Below are 23,372 nucleotides of genomic sequence, written 5' to 3'. Positions count from 1 at the left end.
GAAGAATAGTCCCGGGCCGCGGCGTTCATTCGACTGCTACCGGGCGGAGGCGTCAGGCGTTCTCGACGTCCTCCACTCCGTCCGGCGTCTCGTCGGCGAGCTCGGCAAGCGCCTTGGTCTCGCTGGCGGACAGAATGGTCTCCTCCGGGCTGAATCCGTACTTTTCACCGATGAAGCCCATGGTGTTCTCCATTCATTTGGCGGCGCACCGGCCCACAGGTCGGCGCGCCGATCTCGGGTGCCTCGCAGTGAGTGGCGATAAGTCGCTCGCTGCGATGAATGAAGTCTTGCCGACCCGTCACCTCTTCGCCGCCTGAATGCTGGCCAACTCCCCTTTTCATCAATGGAGTTGATCTGCACATGGTCCGCCCATGCGAAAGGAATGGTTGCACCAAGTTCCTTTCGGCGTGCCCCGATTTGCGCCCGCGCCGACGCGGCCGGATGAGACTGGGCTCATCCGTTCATTAATTCTGATTCATCGGCTCGTGTCCGAAATTGGCTCCTGCCTCCTACCTCCTCCCCTCCTATGGATGGCCGGATCGCTGCCCGGAACAGAGGCGGGTTGGACCGGCGGGCATGCTGGAGACAGCGGTGAGCTGCTGATCGGGCTGTGGGTGGGGGAGGAACGGACGCCCAGGAGATCGCACCGCTAGGGGAGTTGGGCGGAGAGCAAGGGCGGGGCCACTACCCCTTGCGCAGGGCGCACAACGTGTCGATCCGGTTCGTCGTGATCGAGTCGACGCCGAGATCGAGGAGTCTCCGCATGGAGCGCCGGGTGTCGGGCGTCCAGACCGACAGCAGGTAGCCGTCGCGGTGGACGCGCGCGGTGAGGTCGCGGTCGACCAGGCTGAAGCGGTAGTTGAGCCAGCGGGGGCGCACCGCGTCGAGGAGGGCGGGCCGCGGCGGCGCCGACGTCGTCCAGGTGAGCGCGATCTCCGCTGCGGAGTCGGCGGCGCGCACGGCGAGCATGGCCGCGGCGCCCGAGCAGTAGTACACCCGTTCCTCCGCGCCGCAGTCACGGATGACGTCCACAATCCGGCGTACCGCCCCGGCGTCGGGCGCGCCCGGCAGGTCGACCATCATCCGGCCGTCCCCGGTCGCGGCCAGCGCGTCCGCCAGTGTCGGCACTCCGCCACCCGTGAGCCCGCGCACCTCGTCCGAGGAGAGCGAGCCGAGCGGCCGGTCGTGGTCCCACAGCCGCTTCAGCGTCGAGTCGTGCAGGAGGACGGGGACGCCGTCACGGGTGAGCCGTACGTCGATCTCGACCGCGTCCGCGCCCAGTCGGAGCGCGGAACGCAGCGAGTCGATCGTGTTCTCGCGGACGCGGTAGGGGTCGCCGCGATGGGCCACGGCAGTCACGGTGCGCATGGCCCCATTGTGAAGGTTCGGCGCCGCGAAGCGGCTCGTTGAGGCGTGGTGGCCGGGTGACGGGTGGGTGGGTCAGGGCGTGAGCCACGCCGAGGCGTACGTGTCGATCTCCTCGGCGAGTTTCGCCTTGCCGGGCGCGTCGAGGAACGACGCCTCGACGGCGTTCTTGGCGAGTGCGGCGAGGCCGAGTTCGTCGAGGTCGAGGAGACGGGCGGCGACCGCGTACTCGTTGTTCAGGTCGGTGCCGAACATCGGCGGGTCGTCGGAGTTGATGGTCACCAGGACCCCGGCCCGGGTGAACTCCTTGATGGGGTGCTCGTCGAGCGTGCGGACCGCGCGGGTCGCGATGTTGGAGGTCGGGCAGACCTCCAGGGCGACCCGGTGTTCGGCGAGGTGCGCGAGCAGCTTCGGATCCTGGACGGAGCTGGTGCCGTGGCCGATACGGTCGGCGCGCAGGTCGTTCAGCGCGTCCCAGACCGTCTCAGGGCCCGTCGTCTCGCCCGCGTGCGGCACGGAGCGCAGGCCGGCCGCGATCGCGCGGTCGAAGTACGGCTTGAACTGCGGTCGCGGTACGCCGATCTCGGGTCCGCCGAGTCCGAAGGAGACAAGCCCCTCGGGGCGCAGCCGGTCATCGGTGGCGAGCCGTACCGTCTCCTCGGCGGCTTCGAGGCCCGCCTCACCGGGGATGTCGAAGCACCAGCGCAGTACGACACCGAGCTCGGCCTCCGCCGCCTTGCGGGCGTCCTCGATCGCGTCCATGAAGGCGCGCTCGTCGATGCCACGGCGGGTGGAGGAGAACGGGGTGATGGTCAGCTCGGCGTAACGGACCTGCTGGCGGGCCATGTCCCGCGCGACCTCGTACGTCAGCAGCCGGACGTCCTCCGGGGTGCGGATCAGGTCGACGACGGACAGATACACGTCGATGAAGTGGGCGAAGTCCGTGAAGGTGAAGTAGTCCGCGAGGGCCTCGGGGTCGGTCGGCACCTTGGAATCGGGATGCCGGGCGGCCAGCGTGGACACGATACGGGGGGAGGCTGAGCCGACGTGGTGCACGTGCAGTTCGGCCTTGGGCAGCCCGGCGATGAAGGCGTGCGGATGACGGGCGGCATCGCGTGGGGTGTGGTGGTCGGTCAAGGTTCCTCCCCGGAACGGCGTCCCTGCAACGCGGTAGATGGGACGCGGGTGATCGGCTGATCGGTGGTTCAGGGATCATCGTAGGCGGCGGCCCATCTGGTACAGGCTCGGGCCGTAGCATGACGGAACGTACGACGGAGGGGGACCCTACGCATGTCCGAGGACGCGCAGACGCCGGGAGCACCACAGGACGCGGCCGCGGCCGCGTGGGCTTCCGGGGGAGAGGCAACCCCGCCACCGCGATCCGCCGCGACGTCACCGGGAGACCAGCCGTCGGATTCCGCACCTGCGGCTGTTACTCCTGCTGCGGGGGTTCCGTCGGGTGAGTCGGTGGAGGGGAGCCCACTGCCGTCCGACGCGACGCCGTGGGCGAACCGGGCGCCTGGTTCGGTGCCTGAGGCTGCCGCTCCCGCCTCGGGGGTCCCGTCGGGTGAGTCGGCGCAGGGGGCCGGACCGCTGCCCGATGCGACGTCACCGGGGGGTCACCCTTCGGGCTCCGCATCCGAGGCTGCCGCTCCTGCTCCGAAGGTCCCCTCGGATGCTCCCAAGGTCCCCTTGGATAAGCCCGCGGCCGAGCCGAACCCCGAGCCGAACCCCTGGGCGGCCCCGGAGGACAAGGCTCCCTTCCGGGAGAACGGTGCCACGGGGGCCGCACCCGCTCCCGTGCACGACCAGCGGACGGTCACGTCGTTCCCAGGCGCGGGAACGCCGGCCACACCCGCCCCACCCGGCGCAGGCGCCCCCGTCCCCCCGTCCTGGGACAACCCCTTCGCACCCCCTGCCGCTCACATCCCCTATCCCCAGCACGCCTTCTACCCTCAGCCCGCCCCCGGACAGCCCGCCCCTCCTCCCCCCTTCGCTCCTGGGGGACCCGGCCAGCCGCCTCCGTACCCGTACGGCTACCCGTCCCACCCGCCGCAGCAGCCCTACTACCCGGGCGCCCCCGGCTATGGCGGCTGGCCCGCCATGCCCATGGCGCCGAGCAACGGCATGGGCACCGCCGCGCTGATACTCGGCATCGCCTCGGCGGCCCTGTTCTGCGTGTGGCCGCTGACGTTCGTGATGGGGATCCTCGGTGTGGTCTTCGGTGCGATCGGCCGCCGCAAAGCAGCTCGTGGCGAGGCGACGAACCCGGGCCAGGCGCTGGCCGGGATCATCTGCGGAGCGGTCGGCATCGTCCTGGCCATCGCGCTGGTCGTGTTCATCGTCGCCTTCGCGGACGACAGCGCATCCGAAATCGACTCGGGCACGGACGGCGACGGCTTCTCCACGTCATTTGTCCTGGAGCAGCTCCGCTAAGTGCTCCGCCGGAAGTGCGGGGATGTGCCGTCGATCGTCTGCGGCACCATCGTGGCTGGTCGCGCAGTTCCCCGCGCCCCTTCAGGGCGATGCCGAACCGCAGCGGACTTCACCCGCCCTGCTCGGCAGCCCCGCGGACCAAGACGGCCCGAGTCCGCCAGCCGCCCCGCGGGCCAACACCCTCCGAGCCCCCTAGGCCCTGTCGTCACATTCCCGTCTGCCTCGCGACGCCATGCACGCACCTGACGCCGCGAGGCCGCCCTCCGGGCGACGACGGGAATGTGACGACAGGACCTAGCAGCCCGGCGAACCAAGCCCTCCCCGGGCGACTCCGCCGGATATCTCCCCACCGTCCTCGACCGCCCCCCGGAGCCGCCCCCGGGCCTCCATCAACGCGAACCCCAGCAGATTCAGGCCCCGCCACCGCCCCGGATCCGTCGCCCGCTCGTCGTCGGCCGCCAGCCCGATCCCCCATACCCGGTCCATCGGGCTGGCCTCGACGAGGACCCGCTCGCCCGTGCCCAGCAGAAACTCCCGCAGCTCGGGATGCGCGGCGAACTTGTGGACGGTGCCCTCGACCACGATCGCGAAGCGCTCGCGCTCCCACACGGCGTCGTCGAAACCGCGCACGAGCCGCCCCGCCTTCTTGGCCACCGCCGGACTCGGCGCCTCGACAGCGCGCCGCTCCGCCTCCGGGTCCCCGAAGAGCCGCGCCTTGCTCGCCATCATCCAGTGCTCGGCCGTCGCGTATGCCACGCCGTCCACGGTGAACGGCGACGGCCACCACTGGCTCAGACAGCTCGCGCTCACCTGACCGTCCCGACTCGGCCGGTGCCCCCAGAAGTGCAGGTACTTCACCCTCGCCCCCGAGCGGACCTTGCTGACCAGCGCGTCCCGTGAATCGATCTTCCCCATGCACGCGAGTCTGGCATCCACCACTGACAATCCGTCCTGCCTTTTCCAAGGGGACTCGACACCTGGTCGACAGATTCCGTCGCGTAACCAAAAGGCAACAACGGAATCACTTGTTGGAGTCCCCTTGCTCTGCCAGGATCGGCACTCAAATCGAGCTGGAGCTACGCCGACCCCCGCAGGACGGGGAGGGTGGCGGAGGAGAGCGACATGCACAATCCGGGCCATCGCTTCCAGGCGCAGGACCGCTTCGCGGACGGCGCGCAGTACATCGCGGGCCGACTGACCAAGGGCACCTCCGGCCGTACGTTCGCGGTCGTCGACCCGGCCACGGGCGAGGAGATCTACACGTACGAGCTCGCGGGCACCGCCGACGTGGACGCCGCTGTCGCGGCCGCCCGCGCGGCGTTCCCCGGCTGGTCCCGCGCCACCCCCGGCGAGCGCTCCGACGCGCTGCACCGCTTCGCGGCCGTGCTCGCCGACCGCGCCGGGGAGTTCGCCGATGCCGAGTCCTTGCAGTGCGGCAAGCCGCTCAAGCTCACCCGGGAGTTCGACGTCCCGGGGACCATCGACAACACCGCGTTCTTCGCGGGCGCGGCCCGCCACCTACAGGGCCAGTCCGCGGGCGAGTACTCCGGCGACCACACCTCGTACGTACGCCGTGAACCCATCGGTGTCGTCGGCTCCATCGCGCCCTGGAACTACCCCCTCCAGATGGCTGCCTGGAAGATCCTCCCGGCGATCGCGGCCGGTAACACGATCGTCCTGAAGCCCGCCGAACTCACCCCGCTCACCTCCCTGCTCTTCGCCGAGGCAGCCACGGTGGCGGGCATCCCCGACGGTGTCATCAACATCGTCACGGGAGCGGGAAAGGATGTTGGTGAGCATCTCGTCGGCCACCCCGACGTCGTCATGACCTCCTTCACCGGTTCGACCGCCGTCGGCAAGCGGGTCGCGGAGATCGCCACCTCGACCGTCAAGCGGCTTCATCTGGAGCTGGGCGGCAAGGCGCCCTTCGTGGTCTTCGACGACGCGGATCTCGACGCCGCCGTCAACGGCGCCGTCGCCGGTTCGCTCATCAACTCCGGGCAGGACTGCACGGCCGCCACGCGCGCGTACGTGCAGAGGCCTCTCTATGAAGCGTTCGTTTCCCAAACGGCCGACCTCATGGCGCGTGTCCGCGTGGGTGACCCCTTCGCGCCGGACACCGATCTCGGACCGTTGATCTCGCACACCCAGCGCGACCGCGTCGCCGGATTCGTCGACCGTGCGCGCTCCTACGCGCGCGTGGTCGCCGGCGGAGCGGTCCCGCAGGGCGACCTCAAGAGCGGCGCCTACTACATGCCCACCCTTGTCGCCGACGCCTCCCAGGACAGCGAGATCGTGCAGTCCGAGATCTTCGGGCCCGTGCTCGTCGTGCTGCCCTTCGACACCGACGACGAGGGCATCGCGCTGGCCAACGACACGCCGTACGGACTCGCCGCCTCCGCCTGGAGCCGTGACGTCTACCGCGCCAACCGCGCGACCCGCGAGATCAAGGCGGGTTGCGTCTGGATCAACGACCACATTCCGATCATCAGCGAGATGCCGCACGGCGGATACAAGGCGTCCGGCTTCGGCAAGGACATGTCCGCGTACTCGTTCGAGGAGTACACACAGATCAAGCACGTCATGTTCGACAACACTGGGGTTGCCGAGAAGGACTGGCACCGCACGATCTTCGGGGACCGGAGCTAGCCGATTCACGTCGGCCCGCGCCGAGTGGCAGACCAGGCCGCGACCACGGCCGCGACCCTTCCGAAAGGGCACCAGGATCATGGAGCAGTACGAGCCCGAACGCCTGTCCCCGGTCCAACTGGCCGCCATGCGGCGCAGCCTCAGGAACGGCAGGGCCTCTCTCGGCCGCCGTTCACTGCTGCGCGCCTCGGCGGGCGGTGCGCTCGCCATCGGCGGACTCGGGGCGCTGAGCGCCTGCGGGATCCCCGCGGCCGGCAAGACCCAGGGCGGTGTCTCCGCCGACGACCTCTCGGCCAAGGAGAAGACGATCAACTTCTCCAACTGGACCGAGTACATGGATGTCGACGAGAGCGAGAAGCACCACCCCACGCTGGACGCCTTCACCAAGCAGACCGGCATCACGGTCAAGTACACCGAGGACATCAACGACAACGCCGAGTTCTTCGGCAAGATCAAGCCGCAGCTCGCCGCGGGCCAGGACACCGGCCGCGACATCATCGTCCTCACCGACTGGCTGGCCGGCCGACTGATCAGCCTCGGATGGGTCCAGAAACTGGACCCGTCCAATCTGCCGCACGCCTACACCAACCTGTCGCAGCAGTTCCGCAACCCCGACTGGGACCCCGGACGTGCCTACTCCTATCCCTGGCAGGGCATCTCGACCGTCATCGCCTACAACAAGAAGGCGCTCGACGGCATCGAGGTGAAGTCGGTCTCCGACATGCTCGACAACCCCAAGCTCAAGGGGCGCATCGGCTTCCTGACGGAGATGCGCGACAGCATCGGTATGACGCTGCTCGACCTGGGCAAGGACCCGTCCAGTTTCACGGACGACGACTTCGACGCGGCGATCGCCCGTCTCCAGAAGGCCGTCGACAAGGGCCAGATCCGCCGCTTCACCGGCAACGACTACACGTCCGACATCACCAGCGGCAACTTCGCGGCCTGTATCGCCTGGGCCGGTGACGTCGTCCAGCTGAAGGCGGACAGCCCGGACGTCGACTTCGTCATCCCGGACAGCGGCTACATCACCTCGACCGACAACATGCTGATCCCCAACAAGGCGCGCCACAAGACGAACGCCGAGCGGCTCATGGACTACTACTACGAGCCCGAGCCGGCCGCCGAACTCGCCGCCTACATCAACTACGTCTGTCCGGTCGACGGCGTGAAGCCGTATCTGGAGAAGATCGACAAGGATGCGGCGAACAACCCGCTGATCATTCCCGACCAGGCCATGGCCGCCAGGTCGCACGCCTTCCGCCTGCTCAGCAGCAAGGAAGAGACGGCCTACGAAGAGAAGTTCGCGAAGCTCACAGGGGCGTGACCATGATGACGACAGACAACAGCGGCGATGTCCGCCTCTCCGGGATCAGCAAGACGTACGGCGCCTTCACGGCCGTACACCCGCTCGACCTGACCGTGCCGCAGGGATCGTTCTTCGCCCTCCTGGGGGCGTCGGGCTGCGGCAAGACGACCACCCTCCGCATGATCGCCGGCCTGGAGGAGCCCACTTCGGGGACCGTGCACCTGGGGGAGCAGGACGTGACGAACCTGCCGCCCTACAAGCGCCCCGTGAACACCGTCTTCCAGTCCTACGCGCTCTTCCCGCACCTCGACATCTTCGAGAACGTCGCCTTCGGGCTGCGCAGGCGCGGCATCAAGTCGGTGAAGAAGCAGGTCGAGGACATGCTGGAGCTCGTACAGCTCGGCGAGCAGGCCCGTAAGAAGCCGCACCAGCTCTCCGGCGGCCAGCAGCAGCGTGTCGCCGTGGCCCGCGCGCTGATCAACACCCCCAAGGTGCTGCTCCTCGACGAACCGCTCGGCGCCCTCGACCTCAAGCTGCGCCGCCAGATGCAGCTGGAGCTCAAGCGCATCCAGACCGAAGTCGGCATCACGTTCGTGCACGTCACGCACGACCAGGAGGAGGCCATGACGATGGCCGACACGGTCGCCGTGATGAACGCGGGCCGTGTCGAGCAGCTCGGCTCGCCCGCCGACCTCTACGAGAACCCGAACACCACGTTCGTCGCCAACTTCCTCGGCACCTCCAACCTCATCGAGGCCGAGGTCGACTCCAGGAGTGGCGACGAGATCGTCCTCAAGGCGGGCGGCGGCAAGCTCCTGCTGCCCGCGGCGCGATGTTCCGCGCCCACGACGACCGGCGGCAAGGTGCTGGTGGGCGTGCGCCCGGAGAAGATCTCGCTCACGCACGCCGACGACGCGGGCGAGATCCCGGCCGGACGCAACCGGATCACCGGCAAGATCGCCGACTCCAGCTTCATCGGCGTCTCCACGCAGTACGTCATCGACAGCGCCGTCTGCCCCGAGTTCGAGGTCTACGCCCAGAACATCGACCGCGACCCCCGGCTCACGCCCGGCACCGACGTCGTCCTGCACTGGAGCCCGGCGCACACCTTCGGCCTGGACGCGGCCCAGGACATCGACGCGGGCGTGGAAACAGTCGACGAGGAGGCCGCCTGATGGCCACCGTCACCGAGGCGCCACCCCTCGCGCCGCAACCGGCAGAGAAGCCGCCCCGCAGACGCGGCCGTCTCACCCCGTACTGGCTGCTGCTGCCCGGCATCCTCTGGCTGCTGGTGTTCTTCGCGCTGCCGATGGTCTACCAGGCCTCCACGTCCGTGCAGACGGGCTCCCTGGAGGACGGCTACAAGGTCACCTGGCACTTCGCGACTTACTGGAACGCGCTGGCGGACTACTGGCCGCAGTTCCTGCGCTCGGTGCTCTACGCGGGCTCCGCGACCATCCTGTGCCTGGTCCTCGGCTACCCGCTCGCGTACCTCATCGCCTTCCGCGCGGGGCGCTGGCGCAACGTCGTCCTCATCCTGGTCATCGCGCCGTTCTTCACCAGTTTCCTGATCCGCACGCTCGCCTGGAAGACGATCCTCGCGGACGGCGGCCCGGTCGTCGCCACCCTCAACTCGCTGCACATCCTGGACGTCACCAGCTGGCTCGGCATCACGGCCGGTGACCGCGTCCTGGCCACACCCCTCGCGGTGATCTGCGGTCTCACGTACAACTTCCTGCCGTTCATGATCCTGCCGCTCTACACCTCACTCGAACGCATCGACGGACGGCTCCACGAGGCGGCCGGCGACCTGTACGCGAAGCCGTTCACGACCTTCAGGAAGGTCACCTTCCCGCTGTCGATGCCCGGTGTCGTCTCCGGCACGCTGCTGACCTTCATCCCGGCCAGCGGCGACTACGTGAACGCCGATCTGCTCGGCTCCACGGACACCCGGATGGTCGGCAACGTCATCCAGACCCAGTTCCTGAGGATTCTCGACTATCCGACGGCGGCGGCACTCTCCTTCATTCTCATGGCCGCGATCCTCATTATGGTCACGCTCTACATTCGCAAGTCCGGGACGGAGGATCTGGTTTAAATGGCCTTCGTACGCTGGTTCAAGAGGCATCTCGTCGTCATCGGGGGACTGCTGACACTCGGATATCTGCTTCTGCCGAACGTCGTCGTCACGGTGTTCTCCTTCAACAAACCGAAGGGGCGCTTCAATTACGAGTGGCAGAACTTCTCCACGGACGCCTGGACCGACCCGTGCGGCGTCGCCGACATGTGCGGCTCGCTCTCGCTCAGTCTCCAGATCGCCGTATGGGCGACGCTCGGCGCCACCGTCCTCGGCACCATGATCGCCTTCGCCCTGGTCCGCTACCGCTTCCGCGCGCGCGGCGCCGTCAACTCGCTGATCTTCCTGCCGATGGCGATGCCCGAGGTCGTGATGGCCGCCTCACTGCTCACCCTCTTCCTCAACATGGGTGCACAGTTGGGGTTCTGGACGATCCTGATCGCCCACATCATGTTCTGCCTCAGCTTCGTCGTGACGGCCGTCAAGGCACGCGTCATGTCGATGGACCCGCGTCTGGAGCAGGCGGCCCAGGACCTGTACGCGGGACCCGTGCAGACCTTCGTCCGCGTCACCCTGCCCATCGCGGCCCCCGGAATCGCCGCGGGCGCGCTGCTCGCCTTCGCGCTCTCCTTCGACGATTTCATCATCACCAATTTCAACGCCGGCTCGACCGTCACCTTCCCCATGTTCGTCTGGGGCTCGGCACAGCGCGGAACACCCGTTCAGATCAATGTCATCGGTACGGCCATGTTCATCGTCGCCGTAGTGTTCGTCCTGTCCGGAATGGTCATCAGCAACCGCCGTAGCAAGCAAAAGACATAAAGGCAAAAGACAAAAGGCACTAGAGTAAAAGACACAGAGACACAGAGACACAAAAACGCAAAGACACAAAGACACAAAGGCGCAATCGCAAGATTCCTGTAGGGAGTTGAAATCATGGCCCCAAGCGCCATGACCCGTTGGACCAAGTCCCTTTCCGACGCGCAGCCGGTGTCCTACTGGCTGGACGACCCCGGCAAACCCCACCCCGAACCCGCCCTCACCACCACCGAGACCTGCGACCTGCTCGTCGTCGGCGGCGGTTACAGCGGACTGTGGACCGCGCTCCTCGCCAAGGAGCGCGACCCGCGGCGCGAGGTGATCCTGGTGGAGGGCCGTGAGGTGGGCTGGGCCGCCTCCGGCCGCAACGGCGGCTTCTGTGCAGCCTCCCTCACTCACGGTCTGGCCAACGGCCTCACCCGCTGGCCGGACGAGATCAGGAAACTGGAGGAGCTGGGCGCCCGGAACCTCGACGAGATCGAGGCGGCCGTCGCCCGCTACTCCCTCGACTGCGACTTCGAGCGCACCGGCGAGATCGACGTCGCCACCGAGCCGTACCAGGCGGCCGAACTGCGTGAGTGGCACGAGGAGTTGCGGCGCGAGGGCCTGGCGGACGGCACCGAGTACCTGGACGCCGAAGCGGTACGGGAACAAGTCGACTCACCGACATTCCTGGCCGGTCTGTACGACCGCCGCGGCGTCGCCATGCTCCACCCCGCCAAGCTCGCCTGGGGCCTCAAGCGGGCGTGCCAGGAGCTCGGCGTCCGCGTGTACGAGCACACCCCGGCGCTCCAACTGAAGCCGCACGGCGCCGAAATGGCCGTACGCACTCCGTACGGCTCGATCCGTGCCCGTCGCGTGGCCCTCGGCACGAACATCTTCCCGAACCTGGTCAGGCGCGTCCGCGCGTACACCGTCCCCGTCTACGACTACGCGCTGATGACCGAGCCGCTGAGCGCCGACCAGTTGGCGTCCATCGGCTGGAAGAACCGCCAGGGACTGGGGGATTCGGCGAACCAGTTCCACTACTTCCGGCTGTCCGCCGACAACCGGATCCTGTGGGGCGGCTACGACGCGATCTACCCGTACGGCGGCCGGGTGCGCGCCGAGTACGACCACCGGCCGGAGACGTACGCGAAGCTCGCAGGCCAATTCTTCACCTGCTTCCCGCAGTTGGCGGGCGTCCGCTTCACCCACACCTGGGGCGGCGCGATCGACACCTGCTCGCGCTTCTCCGCCTTCTTCGGTACGGCGCACCAGGGCAGGGTCGCCTACGCGGCCGGCTACACCGGGCTCGGCGTGGGCGCCACCCGGTTCGGCGCGGACGTGATGCTCGACCTGCTGGCGGGCGAACGTACGGAACGCACCGAGCTGGAGATGGTCCGCAAAAAGCCGCTGCCGTTCCCGCCCGAGCCCTTCGCCTGGACGGGCATCGCGCTCACCAAGTGGTCGCTGGCGCGGGCCGATGCGCACGGCGGGCGGCGCAATCTGTGGCTGAAGACCATGGACAGGCTCGGGCTCGGCTTCGACAGCTGAACCGTGCAGCGGGATGCGGATCCACGGCGTACGCCCTGCTCGGACACTGTGACCCGGCTCACTATCAACAATTATTCAGAACCCGCGTAATGATCGGCCCGAACCTCGCTCTCCCCTGTGACGCGACCGGCGTCGACATGAGAGAGGGAGGTTCCGCCATGACAGGGGCTAAGACGGCGGTCGACTGGCTGGCATCCGTAGCTCCGGATCCCGAGGCCTGCCGCTGGGAATGGGAGCGCAATCCGCTGGGGATCGCGCTGCTGCCCGCGGGCAAGGCCTGGGACGTACTCATCCTGCCGGGCGAACTCGGCTACCCCACGCTCGACGTGCTGACCCGGGTGATCGACCAACTCGGTCCCGTGCTCGTCGACTTCGGGGACGCCCGGATGGGATTCTTCGTGCCCGCGGGCACCGCGGCCCGGTGGCTCGGCACGGGGGTGCGCACAGCGGGCCGCGGTACGTGGATCGTGGTGCCGTACCCGGGAAGGACGACCGGCGGCGGCGTTCGCTGGCTGATCCCGCCGGACGGCTCCGGCACCCTCACCGACCCGGCGCTTCTCGAACTGGCCATGCACGAGGCGGCGGCAGGTCGCGCCGGAAACGAGGACCGATAGCCGTGCCGGGGCCGGCCCCCGGTGACAGTCGCAGGATTCGCCAACAGGTCCTGAGGTTCTGGAGGTTCACGAGGTCCTGAGGTTCCTGAGGTCTTGACAACAGGATTGGTCTGGACCAAATTGGGCGCGCTTCACCCCTCCAATTCCCCCATGCCCGGAGGCAGTCGTGGATCGCACCCGACGCAACGGATCACTCACGCGTCACAGACTTCTCGCCGTGTGCACGGCCACCTTCCTGGCCGTTCCCGGCATGACCGCGCTCTCGTCGGCCGCCCGTGCGGCCGACGCGGACCTCGCGAAGAACGGCGGTTTCGAGTCGGGCCTGGACAACTGGACCTGTACGGCGGCGACCACCGTCAACTCACCCGTACGGAGCGGAAGTTCCGCGTTGCAGGCGACCCCGGCCGGCAGCGACTACGCACAGTGCTCCCAGTCGGTGACCGTTCAGCCCAACTCCCAGTACTCCCTTGCCGGTTACGTCCGGGGCAGTTACGTCTACCTCGGCGCGAGCGGCACCGGCACCACCGACGTCTCCACCTGGACCCAGTCCGCGACCGCCTGGCAGCAGCTCACCACGACCTTCCGCACCGGCGCCGCCACCACCAGGGTCACCATCTACACGCACGGCTGGTACGGCACCGGCGCCTACAACGTCGACGACGTCTCCCTCCTCGGCCCCGCCGTCGACCCGGGCCAGCCCCCGGCCGCACCCACCGGTCTGACAGCCGGCACGGTCACCTCGTCGAGCGTCGCCCTGTCCTGGTCCCCGGTGACGGGCGCGACCGGGTACGCCATCTACCGCAACGGCGTGAAAGTCCAGACGGCGACCGGGACTTCGGCCACGGTCAGCGGACTCACCGCCTCGACGGCGTACACCTTCCAGGTCGCGGCGGTGAACGACGCGGGCGAGTCGCCGAAGTCGGCGACGGTGACCGCGACGACGACCGCCGGCGGTGGCGGAGGCTCGACCGAACACGCCCTCGTCGGCTACCTCCACGCCAGCTTCGCGAACGGCGCCGGGTACACGCGGCTGGCCGACGTCCCCGACAGCTGGGACATCATCGACCTGGCCTTCGGCGAACCGACCACCACCACCTCCGGCGACATCCGCTTCACCCGCTGCCCGGTCGCCGAGTGCCCGACTGTCGAGAGCGAGGCCGACTTCAAGGCGGCGATCAAGGCCAAGCAGGCGGCGGGCAAGAAGGTCCTGATCTCCATCGGTGGCGCGAACGGCCAGGTGCAGCTCACGACCACAGCCGCCCGCGACACCTTCGTCACCTCGGTGTCGAAGATCATCGACACCTACGGCCTGGACGGCCTGGACATCGACTTCGAGGGCCACTCACTCTCGCTGGACGCGACCGACACGAACTTCAAGAGCCCGACCACTCCCGTGATCGTGAACCTCATCTCGGCCCTGAAGACCCTGAAGGCCAAGTACGGCGCCGGCTTCGTGCTGACGATGGCTCCGGAGACCTTCTTCGTCCAGCTCGGCTACCAGTACTACGGCACCGGACCGTGGGGCGGCCAGGACCCGCGCGCCGGCGCCTACCTCCCGGTCATCTACGCCCTGCGCGACGACCTGACGCTGCTGCACGTCCAGGACTACAACTCCGGCTCGATCATGGGCCTCGACAACCAGTACCACTCCATGGGCGGCGCCGACTTCCACATCGCGATGACCGACATGCTCCTGACCGGCTTCCCTGTCGCCGGCAACGCGAGCAACGTCTTCCCGGCCCTGCGCCCCGACCAGATAGCCATCGGTATGCCGGCGACGACGAACGCGGGCAACGGCTATGTGGCGCCTTCCGAGGTCAACAAGGCCCTCGACTGCCTCACCAAGAAGACCAACTGCGGCACGTACACCACCCACGGCATCTGGCCGGGACTCCGCGGCCTGATGACCTGGTCGATCAACTGGGACCGGTACGGGAGCTGGGAGTTCCAGAAGAACTTCGACAGCTATTTCGGCTGAGCAGCAGCCACAGGCAGAACAACAGCACCGTGCACAGACACCAGCTCGCCACCACGTCCAGCGGCCAGTGGAAACCGCGCCGGACCAGCCCGAAAGGCACCGCGAGGTTCAGGACGGCACAGGCGGTGACCAGCGCGCGGCGGGCGCGAGCGGTGCGGAGCCAGGGGAGGAGTACGAGGGTCGCGGCGCCGTACGCGATGGCGGCGGTCGCCGTGTGGCCCGAAGGATAGAAGCCCGTGCCCGGGCCCATCACCGGTGGGCCCGGGCGGGCGATCAGTTCCTTCGTCGGCACGATCAACGCCGGCACGGCGGCCATCAGCGCCGCCGCGGCGACGGAGGGCAGCCACCAGCGATGCCGCCCGGCCCGGCGGCCGCGCCGAGCGACGTACACCAGCACGACGGCGAGGACGGGGACGGCGACCGCGATGTTGCCGAGGTCCGCGAGGAGTTCGTAGATCCGGGCCGGGTGTACGAGATGGCCGCTGAGGCGTTCGTCCGCGCGGGCGAGGGGGCCGTGGGCCGCGACCTGCCAGGTGATCAGCGCGAAGAGGAGGGCCGGGAGGCCGAGAAGGAGGGAGAAGGTCGGCCACTCCGGAACAGGGGGGGTAGTTCCGGAGTGGCCGACCGGATCGGATCGTCGCACGCCCCGGGGGGTTTGGGGCGGGCGACTGTCCGATCGGTGAGGAGATTCGGAGCTGGAAGCTCCGGGTGTGTGCGCGAGGGCACGACCAGGGCGAAGCTGGGGAGGCCCCGACCCGGTGCCGCCCACAGTCCCCTGTGGGCGGGGTGTATCTCTCATCTGGGTAGAACCTACGACAGGGGAACCGGGTCCGACAGACGGAATCGCGTCCCGTCATGCACCTCGCACACCTTCTTCACACGGCCTGACGACCGTCGACCCACCCCGGCGGCCAAACGGAATCCGGTGCGAGGGGCAGCAGGATTCCGCTGGTGGGGCGCGTGGGACGGGTCAGATACGGGCGAAGGCCTGCTCGATGATGTCGAGGCCCTCGTTCAGGAGGTCCTCGCCGATGACCAGCGGGGGCAGGAAGCGGAGGACGTTGCCGTAGGTGCCACAGGTAAGGACCAGGAGCCCCTCCTGGTGGCAGGCCTTGGCGAGTGCGGCGGTCGCCTCGGCGTTCGGCTCCTTGGAGTCGCGGTCCTTGACCAGCTCGATGGCGATCATGGCGCCGCGGCCGCGGACCTCGCCGATGATGTCGAACTTGTCCGCCATCGCCGACAGGCGCGCCTTCATCGTCGCCTCGATCGCCTTCGCCCTGGCGTTGAGGTCGAGCTCCTTCATCGTCTCGATGGCGCCGAGGGCGCCGGCGCAGGCCACCGGGTTGCCGCCGTAGGTGCCGCCGAGGCCGCCCGAGTGCGCGGCGTCCATGATCTCGGCGCGGCCGGTGACGGCGGCGAGCGGGAGACCGCCCGCGATGCCCTTGGCGGTGGTGATCAGGTCCGGGACGATGCCCTCGTCCTCGCAGGCGAACCACTGGCCGGTGCGGCAGAAGCCGGACTGGATCTCGTCGGCGACGAAGACGATGCCGTTGTCGGTGGCGAACTTGCTGAGGGCGGGCAGGAAGCCCTTGGCGGGCTCGATGAAGCCGCCCTCGCCGAGCACCGGCTCGATGATGATCGCGGCGACGTTCTCGGCCCCGATCTGCTTGTTGATCATGTCGATGGCCTGGGCGGACGCCTCGGCGCCCGCGTTCTCCGGGCCGGTCAGCCAGCGGTAGCCGTACGCCACCGGCACGCGGTAGACCTCGGGCGCGAACGGACCGAAGCCGTGCTTGTACGGCATGTTCTTCGCGGTCAGCGCCATCGTGAGGTTGGTGCGCCCGTGGTAGCCGTGGTCGAAGACGACCACCGCCTGCCGCTTGGTGTACGCACGCGCGATCTTGACGGCGTTCTCCACGGCCTCGGCGCCGCTGTTGAACAGGGCCGACTTCTTGGCGTGGTCGCCCGGGGTCAGCTCCGCCAGCGCCTCGGCGACGGCGACGTACCCCTCGTACGGCGTGACCATGAAACAGGTGTGGGTGAAGTCCTGGAGCTGCGCGGAGGCCCGGCGTACGACGGCCTCGGCGCTCGCGCCCACGCTGGTCACGGCGATACCGGAGCCGAAGTCGATCAGGCGGTTGCCGTCGACGTCCTCGATGATGCCGCCGCCGGCGCGCGTGGTGAACACGGGGAGCACCGAGCCCACACCGGCCGCGACCGCGGCGAGGCGTCGGGCCTGCAATTCCTGCGACTTCGGGCCGGGGATGGCGGTGACGACGCGGCGCTCCTGCGGAAGTGCGGTCATGAGGGGCTCCCTGATGATCTTGCGAAACCGGACGGTCCCCGGCGGACGGAGCGCGCCGGGCGGGGGGATTTCGGACGCTTGACTGCTTTCTTCGCAGGTTAGGGCCGGGGGAGGGGGGTGGGCATGCTCCACGGGGGAGATGTTCGGGGCGCCGATTGTCCGCGGTGGACATAGCGGGCCGGGCGGCGAGCGAGGGCGTCTCCCCGCAGGTCCGGCCGTGTAAGCGGTGAACTCCCCCTGCGGGGGCACTAGATTGGCTCGCGGACGAGGTACGGAGCGGCTGGTCAGGGGGCAAAGGCGATGGACAGCGACGGGACGCGGGACGCGCGGGGCACGCATGCCCATCCTGTGCCGCGTCCGGCGGGACCCCCGGACGTGCCGGCGACACCACCCCGGCCCGCACGGGCACCGGGGATGCCGGCGTTGCCGGACGGGTCCGACTTCCTGGCGTGGGTCCGGGCGGCCAGGCCGGAGGCGGCGCCCGGGGTGTGGCGGTTCGGATACCGGCAACGGCCGGACGAGGAGCCCGAGCAGATTCCGGCGCGACAGCTGCTGAGCGGCGCCGTGATCGCTTTTCTGGTGGGGTGGCTGATCTGGTCGCTGCTCTGGAACGGTTACCTGGGCGGCTGGTGGGTCATCCCGCTCGACCTGTTCACCCCTGACTCCTGGCGTCAGAGCGACGACCGCGTCGGGAACGCGTTCCTCTGGTACGGCTACTACACGCTGATCGCCCTCGCCATCATGTTCGGCGTCGGCCGCCTCGGCCGCTGGGGCGAGGTCTGGCGGCGCTACGGACCGCCCGCCTGGCGCCGCGCCGCTCCCGTGAGCGAACGGCCGCCCGCGCCCGAGGAGGACCCCGCCCAGTGGAACCAGCTCCGCGCCGCCGGTGCGTCCGACGCCGCCGACCGGCTCGCCGCCGAGGCCCGCTCGGGGCTGATGCGCGATGTCGACCACGCCCGGATCGCCCGCGCCTGGCAGGCCGTACGGAGCGGGCGGCACAGCCTCGCCACCTTCACCGGGGCGGTCCTGAAGGACGGGTCCGCCGCCTGTCTGCACCCCTCAGGGGCGCGCGACCTGCCCGGACGGCACGCGCTGCACGACCTGGTGACCGGACAGGTGCGACTGGGCACGACCGCTGAGGACGCCCGCAATCCGTACGCCTATCGCGGCACCGGTCTCGCTCTCGGCCCCGACCTCCTCGGCACCTCGCTGCTCGCCGTCGGTCCCCCCGGATCCGGCAAGACGGGCGGCATCGTCTGGCCGCTCGCCGAGTCGCTCTGCCTGCACGCGCTCGCCGGGCGGGCCGCGGTGGTCGTCATCGGCGCCGCGGGTGCCGGGCTCGGGGCCGCCGACGCGTACGACGTCGTCGTACGGATCGGGAATCCCGAGTCCGTGTACGACCTCGACCTGTACGGCGGGACCACCGACCCCGACGAGGCCGCCGCCGTACTGGCCGAGGCGCTCGTCGGGGATCTGGCCGATCCGCACCCCGGGGGCGACAGCCGTCGGTCGACGACCGTCCTCGCCCAGCTCCTCGGACCGTTCCGGGCCGTCCACGGTCGGTTCCCGTCGGTGCCCGAGCTGCGGCAGCTCCTCGACGGTTCTCCCGGTCCGCTCGGGGCGCTCCGCAAGGCCCTCGAGGACAGCGGGAAGGAGTCGCTGCTGCGCGAACTCGACGCGCGGGAGCGGCAGTTGGGTCATCCGGGGGATGTGGGAGGTGTGCTCGCGGACCGGGTCGCGCTCCTTGACCGGCCCGCGTTCGCCGGGTTCTTCGACACCTCGGGACAGTCGCGCCCCTTCTCACTCCGGGCCCTCGACCACCCCGTACGGGTACGGATCGACCTGCCGGCGCGCGGGCACGCCGACGCCTCACGGATCCTGGCACGGCTGGTGCTCGCGCAGTTCACGGCGAGTGTCGCGGTACGGGAGGACCGGTCGCTGTTCGCCTGCCTGGTACTGGACGACGCGACCGGGGTCGTCACACCCGAGGCCGTACGGGGCATCCAGCGGCTGCGGTCCGGCAACGCGGGCGCCGTGCTGACGCTCCGGACACTCGACGACGTGCCGCGGGCGTTGCGGACTCCGCTGCTGGGTGCCATCGGGTGCCGGATGGCGTTGTCCGGACTCACGCCCTGGGACGGGCAGGACTTCGCCGAGGTCTGGGGCAAGGAGTGGATCGAGGCGCGCGACGTCACCGACCGCCAGATCATCGCGGAGACCCCGGCGGGCAAGGCGCTGCACATGGTGCGGCGGGTGATCACCGGACATGCGCCGACCGCCCGGGCCGTCACCGTCCGCCAGGTCGAGCGGGAGCGCTGGTCCGCGTCCGAGCTGGCGCACGGGGTGCCGCCGGGGCACGCGGTGCTGTCGCTCACGAGCGTGCGGGGCGAGCACGCACCGCCGCTGCTGGTGGATCTACGCGGCTGACGCCGGTGGATCCGCGACGGCGGGTGCGCGTGGGGCTACGGCGCTGACCTGTACATCTGGACATATGGTCACGGCCGTACCGTACGGTGAGGCAGAATCGGCATAGGTCGTTCATACGTCGCGGCCAAAAGATCACCTCGCCGGTGACCGTCGAGGATCCTGTGAAGACCTGAGAATCCGAAGGCCTGAAGGTCCCATGCCACCCACGCTCGCCTCGCTCGTCCACCACTCCGCGCTCAAGCTCACGGTGCGCGCGGGCGAGGGACGGCTGGACGTGCCCGTGCGCTGGGCGCACGCCAGCGAGCTCGCCGACCCCGTGCCGTACATGGAAGGCGGGGAACTCCTCCTGATCACCGCGCTCAAACTGGACGCGGACGATCCCGAGGTCATGCAGCGCTATGTGAAGCGGCTGGTGGGAGCTGGGGTGGCCGGGCTCGGATTCGCCGTCGGGGTCCACTACGAGGAGATCCCGAAGGCGCTCGTCGACGCGGCTCAGGAAGAGGGGCTGCCGCTCCTCGAAGTGCCCCGGCGTACGCCCTTCCTGGCCATCAGCAAGGCCGTCTCCGCCGCCATCGCCGCCGATCAGTACCGGGCCGTGACCGCGGGGTTCGCCGCGCAGCGCGAGCTGACCAAGCAGGCGCTCACCGACGGACCCGAAGGGCTGCTGGCCTCGCTCGCCGGGCAGGTCGACGGATGGGCGGCGTTGTACGACGCCTCCGGTGCCGTCGTCGCCACCGCGCCGGAGTGGGCGGGGCGGCGGGCCGCGCGGCTCACGCAGGACGTGGAGCGGCTGCGGGACCGGCCTGCGCCCGCCAGTTCGGTGGTCGGCGGCGAGGACCGGGTCGAACTGCACTCGCTGGGCACCGGACGACGCCCGCGCGCCGCACTCGCCGTCGGCACCGCCGCCGCCCTCGGTACCGCCGAGCGGTACGCCCTGCACTCGGCCATCGCCCTGCTGACGCTCACCACGGAACGCTCCCGCTCCTTGCAGGCGGCCGAGCAGCGGATCGGTGCGGCGGTGCTGCGCATGCTGCTCGCCGGGGAGTCCGACCACGCCCGGGCCGTCGCCGGGGGCCTGTTCGGCGAGCTTCTCGACGCGCCTTTCCGGCTGATCCTCGCCGAGTCGGCGTCCGCGTCGGCCGCCCGGGCGCACGCCGACGGCCACGCGCGCGTGGCCGCTGCCGCCGTCTCCTCCCTCGCACCCGCGGCGCCCGACACCGCGGGTGATCCGCTCGGCGCGCTCGCCGAGGTCGTGGAGTCCGCGGCCGCCCGTTCCGGCGAGGCCGTACTCGTCGTACCCGACGGGGAGCGGCTCGTCGTGCTCGCCGTGGACGGCGGCGCGGCGGTCGCCGCCTGTCAGGAGCACGCGGCGGCCCTGGAGGCCCAGCGGGCGTCCGCGCGCGAGCAGTCCGGCGGCGGTGACGAGGTCGAGCTCGTGGTCGGCCTGTCCGCGCCCGCCGGGCCGATCGCCGCAGGCGCCGCGTACAAGCAGGCCGAGCAGGCGCTGTCCGTCGCCCGGCGGCGCGGGCGCTTCCTCGTCGAGCACGAGGAGCTGGCCGCCGGGTCCGTGCTGCCGCTGCTCGCCGACGACGCCGTACGGGCGTTCGCCGACGGGTTGCTTCGGGCGCTGCACGAGCATGACGCCACCGGGCGGGGGGATCTGGTCGCCTCGCTGCGGGCGTGGCTGTCCCGGCACGGGCAGTGGGATGCGGCGGCTGCCGACCTGGGGGTGCACCGGCACACGCTCCGCTACCGCATGCGGAGGGTCGAGGAGATTCTCGGGCGCTCGCTGGACGATCCGGATGTCCGGATGGAGCTCTGGCTGGCGCTGAAGACCACGGCGGCGGCGGGGGAGTGAGGGGTTTCCTCGTCCCCTCCGCCCCTACCTGTCCCATCCTTCCGGGGCTACGCCCCGTTTCAGCCCGTCCGGCGTTTGAGGACGAGGCCGTTCAGGCCGATGCGGGGGCCTGGGGCGGCAGCCCCAGGAACAAGGGACGGGCAGGGGCGGAGGGGGCGAAAAACCACCCCCGCACCTTCCCGCCACCGTGCCAAAGCGGCGCACCCCCCACCCCGACTGCTCCTACTCGGACAAACGACCCCTCGCTGCCCCGGCAATACCGTTGACGACGAAAGCCACGCCAACCAACCTCGGAAGGGCCGGACTCGCACATGCCAAAGGAAAATGGGGCAGCCACCCACGCCTTCTGGCTCGCCGGCCGCCAGGCCACCGGCGAGACCACGCTCGACGTCACCTCCCCGTGGGACAACCGGCTCGTCGGCCAGGTCAGCGTGCCGACCGACGCCCAGGTCGAGGAAGCGGTGGCCGCCGCGTACGCCGTACGGGACGAGTTCGCCGCGACCCCGGCGCATGTCAGGGCCGCCGCCCTCGACCACGTGTCGAAGCGCCTGGCCGAGCGGACCGAGGAGATCGCCGGGCTCATCTCCGCCGAGAACGGCAAGCCGATCAAGTGGGCGCGCGGCGAGGTCGGCCGCGCGGTGTCGGTGTTCCGGTTCGCGGCCGAGGAGGCCCGCCGGTTCAACGGAGGCGAGGCGCAGCGGCTCGACACGGACCTCGGCGGTCAGGGCCGGCTCGCGCTGACCCGCCGGTTCCCCAAGGGCGTCGTGCTGGGCATCGCCCCCTTCAACTTCCCGCTCAACCTGTGCGCCCACAAGATCGCCCCGGCCATCGCCGCCGGCGCGCCGATCATCCTGAAGCCGGCGCCCGCGACCCCCCTGTCGGGCCTCCTCATCGGCGAGCTGCTGGCCGAGACCGAGCTGCCCGCCGGTTCGTGGAGCATCCTGCCGGTGTCGAACGAGCGGATGCCCGCGCTGGTGCAGGACGAGCGGCTGCCCGTCATCTCCTTCACCGGGTCCGAGAAGGTCGGTTACGCGATCATGGACAGCGTGCCGCGCAAGCACTGCACGCTGGAGCTCGGCGGCAACGGCGCGGCCGTGGTGCTGGCCGACTGGGCGAGCGACGCGGACCTGGACTGGGCCGCCACCCGCATCGCCACCTTCTCCAACTACCAGGGCGGCCAGTCCTGCATCTCCGTGCAGCGGGTGATCGCGGACGCGTCCGTGTACGACCGGCTGCTGCCGCGCATCGTCGCCGCCGTCGAGGCGCAGGTCACCGGGGATCCGTCGGACGACAGGACCGACGTCGGCCCGCTGGTCGGCGAGGACGCCGCCAAGCGCGTCGAGGCGTGGGTGGAGGAGGCGGCCGGGGCCGGTGCCCGTGTGCTCACCGGCGGCAAGCGGGACGGTGCCGCGTATGCGCCGACCGTGCTCGCCGACGTACCGCAGGACACCACCATCTCCTGCGAGGAGGTCTTCGGGCCGGTTCTCACCGTGCGGCGGGTGGAGGGCGAGGCCGCCGCCTTCGCCGCCGCCAACGACTCCAAGTACGGGCTCCAGGCAGGCGTGTTCACGCACGACCTCCAGACCGCGTTCCGCGCCCACCGCGCCCTGGAGGTGGGTGGCGTCGTGATCGGTGACGTGCCGTCCTACCGTGCCGACCAGATGCCGTACGGCGGTGTGAAGCAGTCCGGTGTGGGCCGCGAGGGCGTGAAGTTCGCGATGGACGACTACACGTACGAGCGGGTGCTGGTTCTGACGGGTCTCGCCCTCTGACCTCACTCCCCAAACTACTAGCTCATGGGAACCATTTTCATATAGGCTCCCGATGAAGGGCCCGGCGCCGATGCCTTCCGGTGCCGGGCCCTGTGCGTCGTCGGCCCGCGCGTTGGGCCGAACGCTGCGCGAGGACTGGTGGGGTCATCCGGAATCAGGTAAATACGATCGAGTAGAACCGATCGGTAACGTGCGCCCGAAGATCGGCGAAATGGGTGCACAAGATC

The 23,372-nt window shown here is 69.7% G+C and carries 17 protein-coding genes and 1 pseudogene; 12 read left to right on the top strand and 6 right to left on the bottom strand.

Going from position 1 to position 23,372, the window contains the following annotated elements; all coding sequences use genetic code 11:
- Nucleotides 1–52 precede the first annotated feature (52 nt).
- The 3 genes and pseudogenes from ACIPC1_RS05570 to ACIPC1_RS05560 all read right to left on the bottom strand — a co-directional run bounded on the left by ACIPC1_RS05570 (nucleotide 53) and on the right by ACIPC1_RS05560 (nucleotide 2,531).
- Nucleotides 53–181 (bottom strand): hypothetical protein, encoded by a 129-nt coding sequence (locus ACIPC1_RS05570; RefSeq protein WP_402513536.1) that lies wholly within the window; start codon nucleotides 179–181, stop codon nucleotides 53–55.
- Nucleotides 182–684: 503 nt separating this feature from the next.
- Nucleotides 685–1,368: a glycerophosphodiester phosphodiesterase gene (locus tag ACIPC1_RS05565; RefSeq protein WP_402513535.1), complete on the bottom strand. Its 684-nt coding sequence runs from the start codon at nucleotides 1,366–1,368 to the stop codon at nucleotides 685–687.
- 72 nt (nucleotides 1,369–1,440) lie between these two features.
- Nucleotides 1,441–2,531, bottom strand: a pseudogene (locus ACIPC1_RS05560) (adenosine deaminase).
- Between the two features lie 526 nt (nucleotides 2,532–3,057).
- Between ACIPC1_RS05560 and ACIPC1_RS05555 the strand changes: the two are divergent.
- Nucleotides 3,058–3,801 (top strand): DUF4190 domain-containing protein, encoded by a 744-nt coding sequence (locus ACIPC1_RS05555; RefSeq protein WP_402513534.1) that lies wholly within the window; start codon nucleotides 3,058–3,060, stop codon nucleotides 3,799–3,801.
- Nucleotides 3,802–4,095: 294 nt separating this feature from the next.
- Here ACIPC1_RS05555 and ACIPC1_RS05550 read toward each other — a convergent pair whose 3' ends face one another.
- Nucleotides 4,096–4,716: an NADAR family protein gene (locus ACIPC1_RS05550; RefSeq protein ID WP_402513531.1), complete on the bottom strand. Its 621-nt coding sequence runs from the start codon at nucleotides 4,714–4,716 to the stop codon at nucleotides 4,096–4,098.
- Nucleotides 4,717–4,923: 207 nt separating this feature from the next.
- Between ACIPC1_RS05550 and ACIPC1_RS05545 the strand changes: the two genes are divergently transcribed.
- The 8 genes from ACIPC1_RS05545 (at nucleotide 4,924) to ACIPC1_RS05510 (ending at nucleotide 14,783) form a co-directional block, all read left to right on the top strand.
- Nucleotides 4,924–6,450, top strand: coding sequence for a gamma-aminobutyraldehyde dehydrogenase (locus tag ACIPC1_RS05545; RefSeq protein ID WP_402513530.1), 1,527 nt, complete (start codon nucleotides 4,924–4,926; stop codon nucleotides 6,448–6,450).
- A gap of 79 nt (nucleotides 6,451–6,529) precedes the next feature.
- Complete coding sequence (locus ACIPC1_RS05540) at nucleotides 6,530–7,777, top strand: spermidine/putrescine ABC transporter substrate-binding protein (protein WP_402513528.1); 1,248 nt, start codon at nucleotides 6,530–6,532, stop codon at nucleotides 7,775–7,777.
- A 5-nt stretch (nucleotides 7,778–7,782) separates the two neighbouring features.
- Nucleotides 7,783–8,934: an ABC transporter ATP-binding protein gene (locus ACIPC1_RS05535; RefSeq protein ID WP_402514801.1), complete on the top strand. Its 1,152-nt coding sequence runs from the start codon at nucleotides 7,783–7,785 to the stop codon at nucleotides 8,932–8,934.
- A complete protein-coding gene (locus ACIPC1_RS05530) occupies nucleotides 8,934–9,857 on the top strand; it encodes an ABC transporter permease (RefSeq protein ID WP_402513526.1) in 924 nt (307 codons plus the stop codon). Before ACIPC1_RS05535 ends, ACIPC1_RS05530 begins: the two co-directional genes overlap by 1 nt.
- Nucleotides 9,858–10,658 carry an ABC transporter permease gene (locus tag ACIPC1_RS05525; protein ID WP_402513525.1) on the top strand — a complete coding sequence of 267 codons (801 nt, stop codon included), beginning with the start codon at nucleotides 9,858–9,860 and terminating at the stop codon, nucleotides 10,656–10,658.
- A 114-nt stretch (nucleotides 10,659–10,772) separates the two neighbouring features.
- A complete protein-coding gene (locus ACIPC1_RS05520) occupies nucleotides 10,773–12,191 on the top strand; it encodes an NAD(P)/FAD-dependent oxidoreductase (protein ID WP_402513524.1) in 1,419 nt (472 codons plus the stop codon).
- Between the two features lie 158 nt (nucleotides 12,192–12,349).
- Complete coding sequence (locus tag ACIPC1_RS05515) at nucleotides 12,350–12,805, top strand: hypothetical protein (RefSeq protein WP_385731214.1); 456 nt, start codon at nucleotides 12,350–12,352, stop codon at nucleotides 12,803–12,805.
- Between the two features lie 250 nt (nucleotides 12,806–13,055).
- On the top strand, nucleotides 13,056–14,783 hold the full coding sequence (locus ACIPC1_RS05510) for a chitinase (protein ID WP_402514799.1): 1,728 nt from the start codon (nucleotides 13,056–13,058) through the stop codon (nucleotides 14,781–14,783).
- Here ACIPC1_RS05510 and ACIPC1_RS05505 read toward each other — a convergent pair.
- Together ACIPC1_RS05505 and gabT are read right to left on the bottom strand one after the other, a co-directional pair.
- Nucleotides 14,722–15,426, bottom strand: a complete 705-nt coding sequence (locus ACIPC1_RS05505) for a phosphatase PAP2 family protein (RefSeq protein WP_402513522.1) — start codon at nucleotides 15,424–15,426, stop codon at nucleotides 14,722–14,724. The genes ACIPC1_RS05510 and ACIPC1_RS05505 overlap by 62 nt on opposite strands.
- Before the next feature lie 327 nt (nucleotides 15,427–15,753).
- Entirely contained in the window at nucleotides 15,754–17,088 is a 1,335-nt protein-coding gene (gene gabT, locus ACIPC1_RS05500; RefSeq protein WP_402513520.1) for a 4-aminobutyrate--2-oxoglutarate transaminase, read from the bottom strand.
- Between the two features lie 300 nt (nucleotides 17,089–17,388).
- Between gabT and ACIPC1_RS05495 the strand changes: the two genes are divergently transcribed.
- The 3 genes from ACIPC1_RS05495 to ACIPC1_RS05485 all read left to right on the top strand — a co-directional run bounded on the left by ACIPC1_RS05495 (nucleotide 17,389) and on the right by ACIPC1_RS05485 (nucleotide 23,145).
- Nucleotides 17,389–19,515, top strand: a complete 2,127-nt coding sequence (locus ACIPC1_RS05495) for an ATP-binding protein (protein ID WP_402513517.1) — start codon at nucleotides 17,389–17,391, stop codon at nucleotides 19,513–19,515.
- 196 nt (nucleotides 19,516–19,711) lie between these two features.
- Nucleotides 19,712–21,373, top strand: coding sequence for a PucR family transcriptional regulator (locus ACIPC1_RS05490; RefSeq protein WP_402513515.1), 1,662 nt, complete (start codon nucleotides 19,712–19,714; stop codon nucleotides 21,371–21,373).
- Between the two features lie 311 nt (nucleotides 21,374–21,684).
- Nucleotides 21,685–23,145, top strand: coding sequence for an aldehyde dehydrogenase family protein (locus tag ACIPC1_RS05485; protein ID WP_402513512.1), 1,461 nt, complete (start codon nucleotides 21,685–21,687; stop codon nucleotides 23,143–23,145).
- The last annotated feature ends 227 nt before the right edge of the window (nucleotides 23,146–23,372 follow it).

The sequence above is a fragment of the Streptomyces sp. NPDC087263 genome (genome assembly GCF_044744645.1).
Lineage (GTDB): Bacteria > Actinomycetota > Actinomycetes > Streptomycetales > Streptomycetaceae > Streptomyces.
The sequence above is the reverse complement of the archived record's forward strand: the minus strand, read 5'-3'. Positions and strand labels throughout refer to the sequence as shown.

What these genes read in the sequence shown, in the direction of transcription:
- ACIPC1_RS05570 (WP_402513536.1), bottom strand. Translation starts at nt 181, where the DNA reads ATGGGCTTCATCGGTGAAAAGTACGGATTCAGCCCGGAGGAGACCATT.
- ACIPC1_RS05565 (WP_402513535.1), bottom strand. Translation starts at nt 1,368, where the DNA reads ATGCGCACCGTGACTGCCGTGGCCCATCGCGGCGACCCCTACCGCGTC.
- ACIPC1_RS05550 (WP_402513531.1), bottom strand. Translation starts at nt 4,716, where the DNA reads ATGGGGAAGATCGATTCACGGGACGCGCTGGTCAGCAAGGTCCGCTCG.
- ACIPC1_RS05545 (WP_402513530.1), top strand. Translation starts at nt 4,924, where the DNA reads ATGCACAATCCGGGCCATCGCTTCCAGGCGCAGGACCGCTTCGCGGAC.
- ACIPC1_RS05540 (WP_402513528.1), top strand. Translation starts at nt 6,530, where the DNA reads ATGGAGCAGTACGAGCCCGAACGCCTGTCCCCGGTCCAACTGGCCGCC.
- ACIPC1_RS05535 (WP_402514801.1), top strand. Translation starts at nt 7,783, where the DNA reads ATGACGACAGACAACAGCGGCGATGTCCGCCTCTCCGGGATCAGCAAG.
- ACIPC1_RS05530 (WP_402513526.1), top strand. Translation starts at nt 8,934, where the DNA reads ATGGCCACCGTCACCGAGGCGCCACCCCTCGCGCCGCAACCGGCAGAG.
- ACIPC1_RS05525 (WP_402513525.1), top strand. Translation starts at nt 9,858, where the DNA reads ATGGCCTTCGTACGCTGGTTCAAGAGGCATCTCGTCGTCATCGGGGGA.
- ACIPC1_RS05520 (WP_402513524.1), top strand. Translation starts at nt 10,773, where the DNA reads ATGGCCCCAAGCGCCATGACCCGTTGGACCAAGTCCCTTTCCGACGCG.
- ACIPC1_RS05515 (WP_385731214.1), top strand. Translation starts at nt 12,350, where the DNA reads ATGACAGGGGCTAAGACGGCGGTCGACTGGCTGGCATCCGTAGCTCCG.
- ACIPC1_RS05510 (WP_402514799.1), top strand. Translation starts at nt 13,056, where the DNA reads ATGACCGCGCTCTCGTCGGCCGCCCGTGCGGCCGACGCGGACCTCGCG.
- gabT (WP_402513520.1), bottom strand. Translation starts at nt 17,088, where the DNA reads ATGACCGCACTTCCGCAGGAGCGCCGCGTCGTCACCGCCATCCCCGGC.
- ACIPC1_RS05495 (WP_402513517.1), top strand. Translation starts at nt 17,389, where the DNA reads ATGGACAGCGACGGGACGCGGGACGCGCGGGGCACGCATGCCCATCCT.
- ACIPC1_RS05490 (WP_402513515.1), top strand. Translation starts at nt 19,712, where the DNA reads ATGCCACCCACGCTCGCCTCGCTCGTCCACCACTCCGCGCTCAAGCTC.
- ACIPC1_RS05485 (WP_402513512.1), top strand. Translation starts at nt 21,685, where the DNA reads ATGCCAAAGGAAAATGGGGCAGCCACCCACGCCTTCTGGCTCGCCGGC.